A 15796-nucleotide genomic window follows, 5' to 3' on the forward strand; every position below is an offset into this window, starting at 1 on the left:
CTGGCAACGTCGGCTTTTGGCCATGCACGTTCCTGACGCCCCCGATAGAATGGGTCTTTCATCCGGCATAAAAAGGAGAACCCGATGATCAACCCCTCGCCCTATATCCCGCCCACGGTATGGACCCCGCCCGCCGCTTCCGGCGGCAGCTTTGCCAACATCAACCGCCCTGTCGCCGGCCCCACGCACGACGCCGAACTGCCGGTCGGCAGGCATCCGCTGCAGCTGTACTCGCTGGGGACACCGAACGGCGTCAAGGTGACGATCATGCTGGAAGAGCTGATCGCGCTGGGCTATGTCCAGGCCGAGTACGACGCCTGGCTCATCCGCATTGACGAGGGCGCCCAGTTCTCGAGCGGCTTCGTGGACATCAACCCGAATTCGAAGATCCCGGCCCTGGTCGACCGCAGCGGCCCGCAGCCGGTGCGCGTGTTCGAATCGGGATCGATCCTGTTCTACCTTGCCGAAAAGTTCGGGGCTTACCTGGCGAAGGACGGCGTGGCGCGCGTGGAGACGATGAACTGGCTGTTCTGGCAGATGGGCTCGGCGCCTTTCGTGGGCGGCGGCTTCGGGCATTTCTACACCTACGCGCCGGAGAAACTGCAGTACCCGATCGACCGCTATGCGATGGAAACCAAGCGCCAGCTCGACGTGCTGGAGCGGCAGCTGGCCAAGCACCAGTATGTCGCGGGCAGCGCGTACACCATTGCCGACATGGCGATCTGGCCGTGGTACGGCGGCATGGTGCGTGGCGAGCTGTACGAGGCAGGCGAATTCCTGTCGGTGCACGAATACAAGAACGTGCGCCGCTGGGCGGACGAGATCGCCGCGCGGCCGGCAGTCATTCGCGGCCGCAAGGTGAACCGCGTCCGTGGCAATCCGGACGAGCAGGTCGCGGAACGGCACGACGCGGCCGATCTCGACTAGCCCGGCGCGGCAGCCCGTGCGGCTGCTTACGTTGCAACTATCACCGCGTGGACGTTCGTCATTCAGGCCGCTGGCCTGAATGACGAACGTCCCACCCTACGATTTTTCCCTAGGCACACGGACCGACCATCGAAAATTTCGATTGTATATCTGCAAATTATCCGTTTTTCAGTTTCGCTGCCGCCGCACATAATGACTTCATCGAATCACAACCGCCGCGAGCTGAGCGGCCTACATAAGGAGCATGTCATGAACAATCCAAAACTCGAAGTCCTGACCCCGCAAAACTCGCAGCTGATCATCATCGACCATCAGCCGCAGATGGCTTTCGGCGTGCAGTCGATCGACCGCCAGACCCTGAAGAACAACGTGGTCGGCCTGGCCAAGGCGGCAAAGGCCTTCGGCATCCCGACCGTCATCACCACCGTCGAGACCGACTCCTTCTCGGGCAAGACCTACCCTGAAATCCTGGACGTGTTCCCTGGCCACCCGATCCTCGAACGCAGCTCGATGAATTCCTGGGACGACCAGAAAGTGCGTGACGCACTTGCAGCCAATGGCCGCAAGAAGATCATCGTGGCCGGCCTGTGGACGGAAGTGTGCAACACCACCTTCGCCTTGTGCGCCATGCTGGAGGGCGACTACGAGATCTACATGGTGGCCGACGCCTCCGGCGGCACCTCGAAAGACGCCCATGACTTCGCCATGCAGCGCATGGTGCAGGCCGGCGTGGTCCCGGTGACCTGGCAGCAGGTGCTGCTCGAATGGCAGCGCGACTGGAAGAACCGCGACACCTACGACGCCGTGATGAAGATCGTCACCGAGCATTCGGGCGCCTACGGCATGGGCGTGGACTATGCCTATACGATGGTCCACAAGGCCCCGGCGCGCAACCAGGGGCAAAACGACGTGCTGGCTCCCGTCCCGGCCCCTGTTCGTTAAGCGAGGAGCCGAGACCATGCAAGCACAGTCCACCGCACCGCTCATCCTGATCAACGGCGCCTTCGCCACCCTCGATCGCGAGCGGCCCAATGCCGGCGCAGTCGCCATCCAGGACGGCCGCTTCCTGGCCGTCGGCGATATCGAGCACGTGATGCGCTTCAGGGAAGCGGGCAGCCAGGTCATCGACCTGAATGGCCGCACCGTGATTCCCGGCCTGAACGATTCGCACCTGCACCTGATCCGCGGTGGACTGAACTACAACCTCGAGCTGCGCTGGGAAGGCGTGCCCTCCCTGCTCGACGCGCTGCGCATGCTGAAGGACCAGGCCGACCGCACCCCGAGCCCGCAATGGGTGCGCGTGGTGGGCGGCTGGAACGAATTCCAGTTCGCTGAGCGCCGCATGCCCACGCTCGACGAGATCAACGCCGCCGCGCCCGATACGCCGGTATTCATCCTGCACCTGTACGACCGCGCCCTGCTCAACCGCGCGGCCCTGCGCGCTGTCGGCTACACGAAAGACACACCGAACCCACCCGGCGGCGAGATCCAGCGCGATGGCCTGGGGAACCCGACCGGCATGCTGATCGCGCGCCCGAACGCGATGATCCTGTACGCCACGCTGGCCAAGGGCCCGACCCTGCCCATTGAGCTGCAGGTGAATTCCACGCGCCAGTTCATGCGCGAACTGAACCGCCTGGGCATCACCAGCGCGATCGACGCCGGCGGCGGCTTCCAGAACTATCCGGACGATTACGCGGTCGTCGAGGAACTCGACCGCAACAAGCAGCTGACCATCCGCATCGCCTACAACCTGTTCACCCAGAACAAGGGCGGCGAACTGGAAGACTTCCAGCGCTGGACCGGCATGGTCACGCCCGGCCAGGGCAGCGACTACTACCGCCACAACGGCGCCGGAGAGATGCTGGTGTTCTCGGCGGCCGATTTCGAAGATTTCCTGGAGCCGCGCCCCGAGCTGGCAGCCGGAATGGAAAACGAACTCGAAAAAGTGGTGCGCCACCTGGTGGAGAACCGCTGGCCTTTCCGCCTGCACGCCACCTACGACGAATCGATCACGCGCATGCTCGACGTGTTCGAGAAGGTCGACCGCGAGATTCCCTTCAATGGCCTGCACTGGATGTTCGACCACTGCGAGACCATCAGCGAGCGCAATATCGAGCGCGTCCGGCTGCTTGGCGGCGGCATCGCGATCCAGCACCGCATGGCCTTCCAGGGCGAGTATTTCGTCGAGCGCTATGGCGCGCAAGCTGCCAGCGCCACGCCGCCGGTGAAGAAGATGCTGGAAAGCGGCGTGCCGGTCGGCGCCGGCACCGACGCCACCCGCGTGGCCAGCTACAACCCGTGGACGGCGCTGTACTGGCTGGTGACGGGGCGCACCGTGGGCGGCCTGCCGCTGTACGGCGACAACGGCCTGCTGCCGCGGACAGTCGCGCTCGAACTGTGGACGGCGGGCAGCGCCTGGTTCTCGAACGAGCAGGGACGCAAGGGACGGATCCAGGAAGGCATGCTGGCCGACCTGGCAGTGCTGTCGAACGATTTCTTCAGCGTGGACGATGAAGCCATCAAGTCGATCGAATCGGTGCTGACCGTGGTCGGCGGCCAGGTGGTATTTGGCGCGGCCGAATTCACCAGCCTGGGGCCGCCGCCGGTTCCCGTGCTGCCCGAGTGGTCGCCGGTGAATACCGTGCCGGGCCACTGGCGCCGTGCAGCACCCCAGCCGCAGCAGCCGCAGTTGCATGCAGCCCTGCCCCACCAGTGCGGCGGTCCCTGCGGCGTGCACGCACACCAGCACGACCGCGCCCGCAAGTCGGCGGTGCCGGTGTCGAACTTCGGCGGCTTCTGGGGCGCCCTCGGCTGCAGCTGCTTCGCGTTCTGAGGGGGAGACGAACATGAGCAGCTTGACGACCACCTCGATGACGACGCCGCAATTCCAGCGCCTGCAAGGCATAGGCATGGGCTTCCTGGCCGGCTATGTCGACACCCTCGGCTTCATCGCCCTGTTCGGCCTGTTCACGGCCCATGTCACCGGCAACTTCGTGCTGATCGCCGTGTCGCTGGCCGAACCGGCGCAGACGCCCTCGCTGCTCAAGCTGCTCGCCTTCCCGGCCTTCATCCTGGGCGTGGCGGCGGCCAGGCTGCTGGTGGCGCGCTGCGAAGCACGCGCCTTGCCTGCGGTGAAACCGTCCTACCTGCTGCAGCTGCTGCTGCTGCTGGGCTTCATGGGGTGCGGCATGCTGGCCGAAACGGTCGGCGACCATGCCGGCGCGCTGGCGATGACGGCCGGCCTGCTGGGCGCGGCGGCGATGGGGGCGCATAGCGCGGCCAGCAAGCTGCTGCTCACACATCTCGCGCCGACCTCGATGATGACCGGGAACGTCACCCAGCTCGTGATCGACACGGTCGACCGCCTGCGCGGCGCCGCCGACGCGGCCACCCGTGCGCGCTGCGCCAAGTTCTTCTGGCCGGTACTGGCCTTTGCCCTGGGCTGCGCGGCGGCGGCCTTTGCCTATCTCGCCGTCGGCTTCATCGCCTTGATGGTGCCGGTGGCGATCCTGTGCCTGCACCTGTGCCTGCCCGAGGCGGCAGCATGAACAAGACCCGCCTGGAGGCCTTCAGCGACGGTGTGATCGCGATCATCATCACGATCATGGTGCTGGAATTGAAGCCTCCGCATTCGACGGAAGCCGCAGGCCTGGCCGAGGTGCTCCCGGGCTGGCTGCGCTATGCGCTCAGCTTCGTCTACGTGGGCATCTACTGGGTCAACCACCACGCGCTGCTCGAGCGCGTGGCGAAAGTCGACGGCGCCGCCCTGTGGGCCAACCTGCACCTGCTGTTCTGGATGTCGCTGATCCCCTTCGTCACGGCCTGGGCCGGCGAGCATCCGATGGCGCCGGTGCCGGTCGCCCTGTACGGCGTGGTGCTGCTGCTGTGCTCCATCGCCTTCATGCTGCTGTCCTGGCGCCTGGACGCGAGCGCCGGCGGCCATGCGGCGGCCTGGGGCAGCCGCAAGAACCGGGTGTCGATCCTGCTGTATGCGCTGGCGATCCTGCTGTCGCTGTGGTACGCACCGCTCGGCGCCATCATCCACGTGTCGCTGGCCCTGTTCTGGCTGATGCCGGAGGTGGGTAGGCCCCGCCGCGCGTGAACCAGGATAAGACTCAGGCCGACAGGTGCTCGATCAGGATGGTCGTGCCGACCAGGATCAGCACCACGCCGCCGACCCGCTCGGCGTTGCGTCCGGCCACGGCGCCCAGGCGCTGCCCGAGCAGCACGCCGATGGTGACCATGACCGTGGTAGAGACGCCGATCGCCAGCGCAGCGTGCACGATCGAGACGTCGACGAAAGCCAGTCCGACACCGACCGCCATCGCATCGATGCTGGTCGCCACGGCCGTAAGCACCAGCACCACCAGTTTCTGCGAGCCCGCTGTGTCCTCCTCTTCGTCCTCGCCGAAGGACAGCCAGATCATGCGCCCGCCCAGGCCCAGCAGCAGGAAGAAGGCGATCCAGTGGTCCCACTGGCGGATGGCGTCGGCGGCGAGCGAGCCGAGCGCCCAGCCAATCACCGGCGTGATGGTCTCGATGCAGCCGAACAGCAGGCCAATGCGCAGCGCCTGCGTAAAAGTAGGGCGGCGCAAGGCGGCGCCCTTGGCGATCGCCGCGGCAAAGGCGTCGGTCGACATGGCAAGGGCGAGGAACAGCAGTGCGGTATAGGTCATGCGCGGATTCCGGTCAGGCCGGGGCGCCTGCGCATGGCGCGAAGCATGCCCAGGGGCGCAGGCATTCTAGGCGCAAACTCCCCTCGGCGCAACCGGGACCGGCTGCGGCGCATGCTCCAGCAGGAAGCGCTTTTGCATCATCCCCAGCATCTCGCCGGCCGGCACCGGCCGCGCGATGTAATAACCCTGCACCTCGTTGCAATCGAGGCCCTGCAGGATCGCCAGCTGCTCCGCGGTCTCGACGCCCTCGGCCACCACCGACATGCCCAGCGCATGGGCCATCGAGACGATCGCCTGGAAGAAGACCTTGCCCTCCTTCGAATTGCCCAGCTCCATGGTGAAGGCGCGGTCGACCTTGAGCACGTCCATCTTCAGGCGCTGCAGCTGCGACAGCGACGAATAGCCTGTGCCGAAGTCGTCGACGTGCAGCTTGACGCCGAGGGCGCGCAGCGAGGCCAGTTCGGCCAGGATGTCGTCGTGGTCGCCCATCATTGCCGACTCGGTGATCTCGACTTCGATCAGGCTGGCCGGCACGCGGTGCCTGGCCAGGGCCGCGCTGAGCTGGCGCCCCACGCCGCCGCGCAGGAACTGCTTGGGCGAGACGTTGATCGACACCGGCACCAGGGCCACGCCGGCCGCACGCCAGGCGGCCAGCTGGGCGCAAGCCTTGTCGATCACGGTCTCGCCGATGCGCACGATCAGGCCGGTGCTTTCGGCCAGCGGGATGAATTCGCCCGGCGAGACCAGGCCCAGGTCCGGATGCTGCCAGCGGATCAGCGCTTCCATGCTCAGCAGCTCGCCGCTGCGCGCATCCACGCGCGGCTGGTAGAACAGCGTGAACTGATCGCGCTCGAGCGCCTCAAACATGTGCTGCTTCAGGCGCGCGCGCGAACTGAGGGTGGTCGACAGCGCGGGATCGAAGAAGCGGTACTGGCCCTTGCCTTCGTTTTTCCCTGCGTACATGGCGATGTCGCTGTGGCGCACCAGGGTCTCGGCGTCCAGCCCGTCGCGCGGGTACATGCTGATGCCGATCGATGCGCCCACCGCATGCAGCTCGTCGCCGACCAGGAAGGGAACGCCGAAGGCCTCGACGATGCGCGCCGCCACCGAGGCGGCCTGGCGCTCGCCATCCACCGGGTGCAGCAGCACCAGGAATTCGTCGCCGCCGAAGCGCGCGACGCGGTCGGTCGGGCGCAGCAGCGACAGCAGGCGCCCGGCCGCGGACTTGAGCAGTGCGTCGCCCACCGCGTGGCCGTGCGAGTCGTTCACGTGCTTGAATTCGTCGAGGTCGATGAACAGCAGCGCCAGCCCGCCGCCCGTATCCTGGGCCTGCGCCAGCATCGCCGGCATGGCGTTCAGGAAGGCGTGACGCGTGGCCAGTCCCGTCAGGGCATCGATGTTGGCCATGCGCTCGAGCTGCGATTCGTGTTCCTTGCGCTCGCTGATGTCCTGCAGCGTCACCGCCAGGCCGTTGCCGACCCGCACCAGGCGCCGATGCCCCCAGCTGATGTTCAGGCGGTTATCGCTCGGCATGCGGCGGTCGTCCTCGTAGAAGCCGGCTTCCATCGCCTTGCGGTAGGTTTCCATCAGCGCTTCGCCGAACAGGCCGGCGTCGATCTCCGACAGGCGGCGGCCGACCAGCTGGTCGCGCGTCATCCCGTAGAAGAAGGCGCCGCGCTCGTTGCAGTCGACGATGCGGAAGTCCTCGATCCGTCCATCGCGCCCGCGCACCGCGGCTGCCATGTAGAAGCCGTCCTTGCCGCTTTCGGTGGCGGTGCGGTAGGCGCGCTGCACTTCTTCCTGCTCGTGCTCGCGCAGCACCGCGCGGCGTGCCAGCATGCCGGCGCTGGCGCCGAGCAGCAGCAGCAGGGCAGTAATCGCAATGGCGCGGTGGCGGCTGTCAGCCCAGGCGGCGGCCGCCGGTTCCAATGCAGTGCCTTGCGACAGCCCGACCAGCGCCACCAGCGGATAGGCGCTCGAATGGCGCCAGCCAAGTACGCGCGCCTGGCCGTCGGCGAAGCCGCTATCGACGCCACCCCTGCCTTCGACCAGGCGTACGCCGCGCTCGCTCGCCCACAGGTCGTCGCGCGCGGGCAGCAGCTTGCCGCGGCTGTCGAGGAAGACGGCGCCGTCGCTGTGCTGTTCGGCGCGCAAGGGTCTTTCGCTGCCGGCGAGCGCCACCACGCCGCCCGCGCCCACCGTGGCCGGGCTCACGAAGGAGGTGAAATAGCGCGTGTCCGCTCCCATCAGCACGATGCCGTCGAATTCGTCGTCGCGGGTGTCGAGGCGACGCGTGAACAGCACCAGCTCGCCGCCCTCGCCCTCCCTGGCGAAGCGCGGCGGCGCGGCGTCGATGCGCAGCGCCGTCGAGATGTGGTTGCGATGCTGGACGAAGTACGCGCCGTCGGACAGGTCGCTGCCGATCAGCGCCGGGCGCGTCGATGCGCGCACGATGCCGCTGCGGTCGACAATGGCGACCACGCGGAAGGCGGGATCGGTGAACATGCCGTCACGGCGCTGCTCGTCGAGCAGGCCGGGATCGCGGCCCTTCTCCCAGCTGAATTTCAGCTGCATCGTGACCTGGTCCATCTGGCCCACCGAGCGCGTGATGTACTGCTCGTAGGCTTCGGCATAGGCGCTCGCGTCCTTGCGCGCCTGGGAGTTCGCGCGTTCGTGCTCGAGGTCGGCGCGCAGGATGGTGGCGGTCCACAGCGCCGCACACAGGAGCAAGGCAATGGCCGGCCAGATGAACACGAGGTAGCGGTTGGTGCGGGACAGGGTAGGAACGGCGGCGTGGATGCTCATGCAGGTGGGAGTCAAGGGCGCGGAGGTGCTGCCAGTCTATATAGCAAACATGTCATGCCTGTGACATGGCATTCGTGACAAACTGCGCACTTTCAGCGGCATACTCGCCGTAGGATGAGTGTCCGTTCCCATCGAGAGACACCGACCTGATGAAAAGACTCGCCATCGTGCTCCTGGCGGCCAGCGCCTGTGCCCATGTCCACGCCAGCCCCGCCGCCCTGACGCCCGAAGCCGGCCCCCATGCGGTCGGCCTGCGCATCGTGCAGCAATACGACTACAGCCGTGCCATGGACGAGCAGGTCGATGCCTTCGGCAAGACCGTTTCCACGCCGCCGGCCCGGCCCATCCAGGCCCTGATCTGGTATCCGGCCAAGCGCACGGGCGCCGCACCGATGCGGGTGGCAGACTATCGCCAGGCCAGCCTGCTTGACGTGGACTTCGGCCTGCCGGCGCTTGAGGCCGCGAAGCAGCGTGCCGCCTGGATGGCGGGCCCGCAAAAAGCCCTCTACGACGCCCCGACACTGGCCGTGCGCGACGCCGCCCCCGCTGGCGGCACCTACCCCGTAATCATCTACGCGCCGAGTTTTGCCGCGCCGGCGGACGAGAACCTCGACCTGTGCGAGTATTTGGCCAGCCGGGGCTACGTGGTCATCGCAAGCCGCAGCCTTGGGGCGCGTTCGGTGGTCATGACCGATGATGTCGAAGGGGTGGAGGCGCAGGCGGCGGACATCGCCTTCCTGGTCAACCATGCACGCACCCTGCCGCAGGCCGACATGGACAAGGTCGCGGTGGTGGGCTACAGCTGGGGAGGCCTATCCAACGTGTTTGCCGCCGCACGCTCGGGCCGCATCAAGGCACTGGTGAGCCTGGACGGCTCGATCCGCTTCCATCCGAAGATCTGGAGCGCCGCCAGCTACGTGCGGCCGGCGCGCACCGCGGTGCCGATGCTGTCGCTGGGCGCCTCGGCGCCGCCCGCCGAGGAACTTGCGCTGAAAGACAAGCTGGGGCCGAGCTATCTCAACAGCATGACCTACTCGGACGTTTACTTCGGCACCATGCACCCGATGCAGCACGGGCACTTCAGCTCCCTGTTCGGATTGCGCCTTGCGGGTGACGGCGAATTTGGCGACTATCGGCGCGCCGACGTCGTACAGGCCTATCGCACAGTCGCCCTGTATGTCCACCGCTTCCTCGACGCCTACCTGAAGCAGGATGCCGAGGCCATGGACTTCATCCGGCAGGCGCCCGCGAAACGGGGCATCGCCCCGCAGCTGATGGCAATGCGCTTCCAGCCGGCGGCTGCCAAGGTGCCGGGCGAAGCCGCATTCTTGCGTGCATTCGCTGAAGGCGGTTACCAGGATGCGCAGGCGATCCATGCGCGCATGCGGAGCGCTTCCGCCGACTTCCACCTCAATTCCCTTACCCTCAATAACCTGGGTTACCAGCTGCTGCGCGGGAAGAATGCGCGCGGCGCCATCGAATTGTTCAGGCTGGCGACCCATATCGAGCCGAAATACGGCAATGCATGGGACAGCGAAGGCGAGGCCTGGGAGGCGCTGGGAGACAAGGCCCAGGCGATCGCGGCCTATGAGAAGGCAGTCGCAGTGGACAAGAACCAGGCCAATGCGATCGCGCGGATCAAGGCCTTGCGCGCAGGGCCTTGATCGAGGCGAGGTATCAGTCCCGGCTAGGCCTGCGCCAGCATGTAGCCGGCCCCGCGCACGGTCTTGATCACCGTCTTGGCGCGCCCCAGCGCCTTGCGCAGCCGCAGCACGTGCACGTCGACGGTGCGCTGGTCGAGCGTGCCGTGGGCGTCCCACAGTTGTTCGATGAGCTGGGCGCGCGAGAATACCTGGCCCGGATGGCACAGCAGGAAGCGCAGCAGACGGTATTCGGCGTGGCGCACGTCGACCTGGTGCTTGCCGACCCGGACGCTGCAGCTGAGCGGATCGAGCACCAGGCGGCCGGAGCGCAGCAGGCGCTCCTCGACCGCGTCGTCCGGCTGCCGCGGAACGAAGGCAGCCGGCGCCGGCGCGGCTTGCTGGCCATCGGCGCCGGCGGCCAGCAGGATGACGGGACGCTCGCGCAGGCTGCTCGCACTGCGCAGGCGCGCCAGCAGGCGCATGCCGCCTTCCTGGCGCAGCATCGATTCCTGCAGCAGCAGTTCGGGGCGTTCGCGCCCGATGAACTCCCAGGCCTGGGCCAGGGTCGGGACGCTGTGCCAGATCCATTCGTCTTCGTGCAGCGCGTATTTGAGCAGCTCGGCGATGGCCGGCTTGTCGCCGGCCACGAGAACGATGGTATTGGCCATGGGAGAAGAAAGTCAAAAAAACATCCGGCAGCCAGGCCGCCGGATCGTGACAGGTCGAACGGATTAGTAGATGGCCTTGCCCGATGCATCCTTGAGCTGGGCTTTCCAGTTGGCCTGCACCAGCTTGACGACCGATGCCGGCATCGGCACGTAGTCCAGTTCGGCGGCAGCCGGGGCGCCGTTCTTGTAGGCCCAGTCGAAGAACTTCAGCACTTCCACGCCCTTGGCGGCATCAGCCTGGGTGCGGTGCATCAGGATGTAGGACACGCCGGTGATCGGCCAGCTCTGCTTGCCGGCGGCATCGGTCAGCACCACGCCGAAGCCCGGCGTTTTGGTCCATTCGGCGCCGGCGGCGGCGGCCTTGAAGGCGTCGTCGTCAGGCTGCAGGAAAGTACCGTCCTTGTTCTTGAGCTGGGTATGCGACAGCTTGTTCTTCTTGGCGAAGGCCCACTCGACATAGCCGATCGACCCCTTGATGCGCTGCACGTTGGCGGCGACGCCTTCGTTGCCCTTGCCGCCCACGCCCACGGCCCATTTCACTGCGGTGCCGGCGCCGACGCTGCTCTTCCACTCGGGGCTGGTCTTGGACAGGTAGTCAGTGAACAGGAAGGAGGTGCCCGAGCTGTCGGCGCGGTGCACGACGGTGATGTCGGCGTCGGGGAGCTTCACGCCCGGGTTCAGCGCGGCGATCGGCTGCGCATTCCACTTGGTGATCTTGCCCAGGTAGATGTCGGCGATGACCGGGCCGGTCAGCTTGAGCTGGCCAGGGGTGACGCCTTCGACGTTGACCACGGCGACCACGCCGCCCATGATCGCCGGGAACTGCATCAGGCCATCGGATTCCAGGTCTTCCGCCTTGAGCGGCATGTCCGAGGCGCCGAAGTCCACGGTCCTGGCCTTGATCTGCTTGATGCCGGCGCCCGAGCCGACCGACTGGTAGTTCAGGCCGTTGCCGGTGGCGGCCTTGTACGACTCGGCCCACTTGGCGTAGATCGGGTACGGGAAGGTCGCGCCGGCGCCGGTCATGTCGGCGGCGAACGAGGTCGACATCATGAGCGCGGCGGCAGCACCGGCGAAGATCTTCTTGAACATGGGCTTGTTATTCCTATTCCTGGTTGAGGGAGTGTGGGTTGGACCACGCAGCAAAGTCTAGACCCCGAATATGACGGGCTCATGACTCGATCAACACGTCTGTGCGCGCCTTCCGCCCCTGGCTTTGCTATGATGGGCATTCCAAAAAAACAACCGGATGACCCGCATGCGCCCCCTGCTCCGTGTCTTCACCCTGGCCTGCCTTGCTTCGCTGCTCAGCGGCTGCGCCACCACCCACGACCGCCTGCCTGAAGCGCGCTATACCATGTCCGAGCGCCAGACCCTGCCGCTGGCCGAGCGCCTCTCCATCACCTACGAAGGCGCCGAAGACAGCCGCTGCCCGGACAATGCGCGCTGCATCTGGCCGGGCCGCCTGAGCTACCGCTTCACGATGCGCATCGGCAGCGTGGCGCAGGCTTTCTACCTGGTGCCGGGCCAGCCGGGCTATATGTCGCCGGCCCTGCGCGGCTCGCGCATCGAACTCGATCACCTGACGCCACCGCCGCCGCGCGGCATGGCGGGCGCGGCATCGGGAGCGGTGATGTATCCGGTTACCTTCAACATGTACGCGCAGTAAGCGCATCGTTTCGGGATCGACCCCATGAAGGCGACTGCGGGCGCTTGCGCCCTGGCTTTGTCCATTGTGTTGCAGGCGCCTTCGGTCATGGCGAAGTCGCCGGTCGCTACCGGTACAGGCGGCGCGGTCGCCACCATCAGCGAGCAGGCCTCGAAGTCGGCAATGGCCATCCTGAACGGGGGCGGCAATGCGATCGATGCGGCGGTGGCCGCGGCCGCGACGCTCGGCGTGACCGATCCGTTCAGCTGCGGCATCGGCGGCGGCGGCTTCATGGTGATCTACCTGGCCAAGGACAAGCGCGTGATCACCATCGACCACCGCGAAACCGCCCCCGCCAGCTTCACGCCCGCCGCCTTCCTCGACAACGGCAAGCCGGTCGACTACGAGACCGCGATCGCCAGTGGCGCCTCGGTCGGCGTGCCGGGCACGGTGCGCGGCTGGCACGAGGCGCTGGAGCGCTACGGCAGCATGCGTTTCAGGCAGGTGCTGGCCCCGGCCATCGAAATCGCGACCAAGGGCTACCGGGTCAGTGAAATATTCAGTCATTTAACGACTCAAAATGAAAGAAAATTTCAGCTCTACGCGCCGACCAGCGCGCTTTACCTGCGCAACGGCAAAGCGGTGCAGCCGGGCGCCCTGATCCGCAACCCGGGCATGGCCAGGGCCTACCGCGAGATCGCCTCTGGAGGCGTGCAAGCCTTCTATGAAGGCCCGATGGCACGCGCCATCGTCGACGCCGTGAACAAGCCACCGCTTGCGCCAGGCAAGACGGCCCGGGCCGGGCGCATGACGCTGGCCGACCTGGCCGACTACGAGGCGCGCATCCGCCAGCCGCTGCGCACGACCTACCGCGGCTACGAGATCTACGGCATGCCGCTGCCCAGCAGCGGCGGCGCGACCGTCGCGCAGGCGCTCAACATCCTCGAGGGCTTCGATTTCAAGGCGATGCCGCGCGCCCGCGCCGAGCACCTCTACCTGGAGGCGAGCCGCCTGGCCTTCGCCGACCGCAACGCCTACCTGGCCGATCCCGAATACATCGACGCGCCAATCGCCGGCATCCTGTCGAAGGAGTACGCGGCGCAGCGCCGTACCCTGATCGGCGCCCAGGCCGCGCGCAACGTGGCGGCGGGCGACCCCTACGCCTATCAAAACGACCAGAGCGTGCCGCTGCGCCCGCAAAGCGTCAGGATGCAGCGCGGGAACGCGCATACCACCCACCTGACGGTATCGGACAAGGACGGCAATATCGTGTCCTATACCTTCACCATCGAGTCCTGGGGCGGCAGCGGCATCGTGGTGCCCGGCTACGGCTTCCTGCTCAATAACGAGCTGACCGATTTCGACTTCTCCAGCCCGCATCCGAACGTGCCGGAAGCCGGCAAGCGCCCGCGCTCGAGCATGGCGCCGACCATCGCCCTCAAGGACGGCAAGCCGGCCTTCACCATCGGCAGCCCGGGCGGCGCGACGATCATCACGACGGTGCTGCAGACCATCTTCAATCACGTCGACCTCGGCATGCCGATGGACCAGGCGCTCAACGCCCCGCGCCTGTCCGAGCGCAATGGCGAGGCGACCTCGATCGAGCCAGGCTTCCCTGGCAGCGAGCAGGCGCGCGCGCTGCAAGCCTTCGGCCACCGCTGGGAAGCGGCGCCGGAAGAAATCGGCGCGGCCAATGCGCTGGTGTTCAACCCGGACGGCACGGTGACCGCCGTCAGCGAAGGCAAGCGCCACGGCGTCGGCACGGCGCTGGTGCAGCGGCGCGGCCACTGAGCGGGGATATTCGCCGGCGCGGTGAGTTTCGGTGACTCTACAGGCGGGATCGACGACTATACTCATCGGTTTCCCCCCTGGAGACGCCATGAAATCGCTATTCGCAGCAAGCGCCCTGGCCCTCGGCCTGTTGCTGGCCGCACCGCAAGCCCTGGCCCAAACGCCGGTCGCCGACAAGCAGCAGATCGAAGCGATCGTCGAAACCTTCCGCAGTGCGATCATCAAGAAGGACACGGCCGCCTTCCTGCAGCTGTTCCTGCACGAGGGCATCACCTGGACCGGCGTGATCACCGACACCAGCATCGAGCGCCTATACGCCAACCGTCCGGATCCCAAGCTGAAGCGGCCTTCGAAATACAGGAACAGCTCCCCGCGCAATTTCATCGAGAGCATCGCCAAGGACCCCGAGCCGCTTGAGGAAACCTTCGCCAACCTGCGCATCGACAGCGACGGCGACGTGGCCCAGGCCTGGTTCGACTACAGCTTCCTGGCCGGCGACTACAAGCAGAACTGGGGCAAGGAAAGCTGGCAGATGGTGCGCACCACTACCGGCTGGAAGATCGCCGCCGTGGTCTGGTCGATGGAATTCAATCCGGTGCCCCCTGCGTCCAGGGGCGGCGTCAAGTAAGGCTGTCCAGCTGGTTTCCCGGCCGCCGGCTGCACTACACTGTCGTTGCGGCGAGCAGCGCCAATACTGTCATGTGCTGTACGACCGCCCATACCTACAATAACGGAGACAACACATGAGCAATTTCATCACCCTCTTGCCCACCCTCTTGATCGGCGCGCTGGCGCTCATCATGTTCGGGCTGGGCCTGTCCCTCACCCTCGGCGACTTCCGCCGCCTGCTGGGCCATCCGAAGGCCGTCATCCTGGCACTGGTGCTGCAGGCCGTCGTGCTGCCGGCAATCTGTTTTGGCCTGATCGTCCTGCTCGATGTGGCGCCGATCTTCGCGGTTGGCCTGATGCTGCTGGCGGCTTCCCCCGGCGGCGTGTCAGCTAATTTGTTCAGCCATCTGTTCGGCGGTAACGTGGCGATGAACATCTCGCTCACCGCGATCAACACGGTGCTGTCGATCGTCAGCCTGCCCCTGATTGCCAATTTCGCCATCGACACCTTTGCCAGGAGCGGCCAGGTGGTGCCGATGCAGACCGGGAAAGTCGTCGAGGTGATCGGCATCGTCCTGATCCCCGTGGCAATCGGCATGCTGGTGAAAAGCCGCGCACCGGGATTTGCGGCGCGCATGGACAAGCCGATGAAGCGCTTCTCGATGGCCGTGCTGGCGGCGCTGGCCCTGATCGCGATTGCCAAGGAATGGACCGCGCTGACCACCTCGTTCGCGTCGATCGGCCTGGCCGTCATCCTCTTCAACATCATCAGCCTGGGCCTGGGCTATTACGTGCCGCGCATGATGGGCCTGGACAAGCCGAATGCCATCGCGATCGGCTACGAAATTGGCATCCACAATTCGACGCTGGCGATTTTCGTGGCGGTGTCGGTGCTGGGCGACTTCCAGCTGATGCTGCCGGCGGCGATCTATTCGGTCAGCATGTATGTGTTTGCGACCGCCTTCGGGCTGCTGGTGCTGGGCCGCAAACGGGCCGCAGGCGCGGCTGCGCCGACGGCTGTTTGAG

Annotated in this window: 14 protein-coding genes; 10 read left to right on the plus strand and 4 right to left on the minus strand. The window is 66.4% G+C overall.

Annotation, left to right across the window (positions count from 1 at the left end):
- Positions 1 to 84 precede the first annotated feature (84 nt).
- The 5 genes from yghU to AC56K1_RS11395 all read left to right on the plus strand — a co-directional run bounded on the left by yghU (position 85) and on the right by AC56K1_RS11395 (position 5032).
- The gene (yghU, locus tag AC56K1_RS11375; protein WP_497157947.1) at positions 85 to 927 is read left to right on the plus strand and encodes a glutathione-dependent disulfide-bond oxidoreductase; all 843 of its coding nucleotides are present in this window, start codon (positions 85 to 87) and stop codon (positions 925 to 927) included.
- 249 nt (positions 928 to 1176) lie between these two features.
- Positions 1177 to 1869, plus strand: a complete 693-nt coding sequence (locus tag AC56K1_RS11380; protein WP_497157948.1) for a hydrolase — start codon at positions 1177 to 1179, stop codon at positions 1867 to 1869.
- A gap of 16 nt (positions 1870 to 1885) precedes the next feature.
- Positions 1886 to 3763 (plus strand): amidohydrolase, encoded by a 1878-nt coding sequence (locus AC56K1_RS11385; protein ID WP_497157949.1) that lies wholly within the window; start codon positions 1886 to 1888, stop codon positions 3761 to 3763.
- 13 nt (positions 3764 to 3776) lie between these two features.
- Positions 3777 to 4478, plus strand: coding sequence for a YoaK family protein (locus AC56K1_RS11390; RefSeq protein WP_497157950.1), 702 nt, complete (start codon positions 3777 to 3779; stop codon positions 4476 to 4478).
- On the plus strand, positions 4475 to 5032 hold the full coding sequence (locus AC56K1_RS11395; RefSeq protein ID WP_497157951.1) for a TMEM175 family protein: 558 nt from the start codon (positions 4475 to 4477) through the stop codon (positions 5030 to 5032). Before AC56K1_RS11390 ends, AC56K1_RS11395 begins: the two co-directional genes overlap by 4 nt.
- 13 nt (positions 5033 to 5045) lie before the next feature.
- Here the strand turns inward: AC56K1_RS11395 and AC56K1_RS11400 are convergent, their stop codons facing one another.
- Both AC56K1_RS11400 and AC56K1_RS11405 read right to left on the minus strand, forming a co-directional pair.
- Positions 5046 to 5606, minus strand: a complete 561-nt coding sequence (locus tag AC56K1_RS11400) for a manganese efflux pump MntP (protein WP_497157952.1) — start codon at positions 5604 to 5606, stop codon at positions 5046 to 5048.
- A 66-nt stretch (positions 5607 to 5672) separates the two neighbouring features.
- Positions 5673 to 8411 (minus strand): bifunctional diguanylate cyclase/phosphodiesterase, encoded by a 2739-nt coding sequence (locus AC56K1_RS11405; RefSeq protein WP_497157953.1) that lies wholly within the window; start codon positions 8409 to 8411, stop codon positions 5673 to 5675.
- 149 nt (positions 8412 to 8560) lie between these two features.
- Here AC56K1_RS11405 and AC56K1_RS11410 point away from each other — a divergent pair, with 149 nt between their 5' ends.
- Positions 8561 to 10075, plus strand: a complete 1515-nt coding sequence (locus AC56K1_RS11410; protein ID WP_497157954.1) for a dienelactone hydrolase family protein — start codon at positions 8561 to 8563, stop codon at positions 10073 to 10075.
- A gap of 23 nt (positions 10076 to 10098) precedes the next feature.
- Here the strand turns inward: AC56K1_RS11410 and AC56K1_RS11415 are convergent, their stop codons facing one another.
- Together AC56K1_RS11415 and pstS are read right to left on the minus strand one after the other, a co-directional pair.
- Entirely contained in the window at positions 10099 to 10722 is a 624-nt protein-coding gene (locus AC56K1_RS11415; protein WP_497157955.1) for a winged helix-turn-helix transcriptional regulator, read from the minus strand.
- A gap of 63 nt (positions 10723 to 10785) precedes the next feature.
- Positions 10786 to 11814 carry a phosphate ABC transporter substrate-binding protein PstS gene (gene pstS, locus AC56K1_RS11420; protein ID WP_497157956.1) on the minus strand — a complete coding sequence of 343 codons (1029 nt, stop codon included), beginning with the start codon at positions 11812 to 11814 and terminating at the stop codon, positions 10786 to 10788.
- Between the two features lie 166 nt (positions 11815 to 11980).
- Here pstS and AC56K1_RS11425 point away from each other — a divergent pair, with 166 nt between their 5' ends.
- The 4 genes from AC56K1_RS11425 to AC56K1_RS11440 all read left to right on the plus strand — a co-directional run bounded on the left by AC56K1_RS11425 (position 11981) and on the right by AC56K1_RS11440 (position 15795).
- On the plus strand, positions 11981 to 12391 hold the full coding sequence (locus AC56K1_RS11425) for a hypothetical protein (protein WP_497157957.1): 411 nt from the start codon (positions 11981 to 11983) through the stop codon (positions 12389 to 12391).
- 24 nt (positions 12392 to 12415) lie between these two features.
- Entirely contained in the window at positions 12416 to 14161 is a 1746-nt protein-coding gene (gene ggt, locus AC56K1_RS11430) for a gamma-glutamyltransferase (protein WP_497157958.1), read from the plus strand.
- Between the two features lie 88 nt (positions 14162 to 14249).
- Positions 14250 to 14789: a YybH family protein gene (locus tag AC56K1_RS11435; protein ID WP_497157959.1), complete on the plus strand. Its 540-nt coding sequence runs from the start codon at positions 14250 to 14252 to the stop codon at positions 14787 to 14789.
- A gap of 115 nt (positions 14790 to 14904) precedes the next feature.
- On the plus strand, positions 14905 to 15795 hold the full coding sequence (locus AC56K1_RS11440) for a bile acid:sodium symporter family protein (RefSeq protein ID WP_497157960.1): 891 nt from the start codon (positions 14905 to 14907) through the stop codon (positions 15793 to 15795).
- Position 15796 lies beyond the last annotated feature (1 nt).

The sequence above is a fragment of the Telluria sp. ZB4P37 genome (assembly GCF_059685855.1).

What these genes read in the sequence shown, in the direction of transcription:
- yghU (WP_497157947.1), top strand. Translation starts at nt 85, where the DNA reads ATGATCAACCCCTCGCCCTATATCCCGCCCACGGTATGGACCCCGCCC.
- AC56K1_RS11380 (WP_497157948.1), top strand. Translation starts at nt 1,177, where the DNA reads ATGAACAATCCAAAACTCGAAGTCCTGACCCCGCAAAACTCGCAGCTG.
- AC56K1_RS11385 (WP_497157949.1), top strand. Translation starts at nt 1,886, where the DNA reads ATGCAAGCACAGTCCACCGCACCGCTCATCCTGATCAACGGCGCCTTC.
- AC56K1_RS11390 (WP_497157950.1), top strand. Translation starts at nt 3,777, where the DNA reads ATGAGCAGCTTGACGACCACCTCGATGACGACGCCGCAATTCCAGCGC.
- AC56K1_RS11395 (WP_497157951.1), top strand. Translation starts at nt 4,475, where the DNA reads ATGAACAAGACCCGCCTGGAGGCCTTCAGCGACGGTGTGATCGCGATC.
- AC56K1_RS11400 (WP_497157952.1), bottom strand. Translation starts at nt 5,606, where the DNA reads ATGACCTATACCGCACTGCTGTTCCTCGCCCTTGCCATGTCGACCGAC.
- AC56K1_RS11405 (WP_497157953.1), bottom strand. Translation starts at nt 8,411, where the DNA reads ATGAGCATCCACGCCGCCGTTCCTACCCTGTCCCGCACCAACCGCTAC.
- AC56K1_RS11410 (WP_497157954.1), top strand. Translation starts at nt 8,561, where the DNA reads ATGAAAAGACTCGCCATCGTGCTCCTGGCGGCCAGCGCCTGTGCCCAT.
- AC56K1_RS11415 (WP_497157955.1), bottom strand. Translation starts at nt 10,722, where the DNA reads ATGGCCAATACCATCGTTCTCGTGGCCGGCGACAAGCCGGCCATCGCC.
- pstS (WP_497157956.1), bottom strand. Translation starts at nt 11,814, where the DNA reads ATGTTCAAGAAGATCTTCGCCGGTGCTGCCGCCGCGCTCATGATGTCG.
- AC56K1_RS11425 (WP_497157957.1), top strand. Translation starts at nt 11,981, where the DNA reads ATGCGCCCCCTGCTCCGTGTCTTCACCCTGGCCTGCCTTGCTTCGCTG.
- ggt (WP_497157958.1), top strand. Translation starts at nt 12,416, where the DNA reads ATGAAGGCGACTGCGGGCGCTTGCGCCCTGGCTTTGTCCATTGTGTTG.
- AC56K1_RS11435 (WP_497157959.1), top strand. Translation starts at nt 14,250, where the DNA reads ATGAAATCGCTATTCGCAGCAAGCGCCCTGGCCCTCGGCCTGTTGCTG.
- AC56K1_RS11440 (WP_497157960.1), top strand. Translation starts at nt 14,905, where the DNA reads ATGAGCAATTTCATCACCCTCTTGCCCACCCTCTTGATCGGCGCGCTG.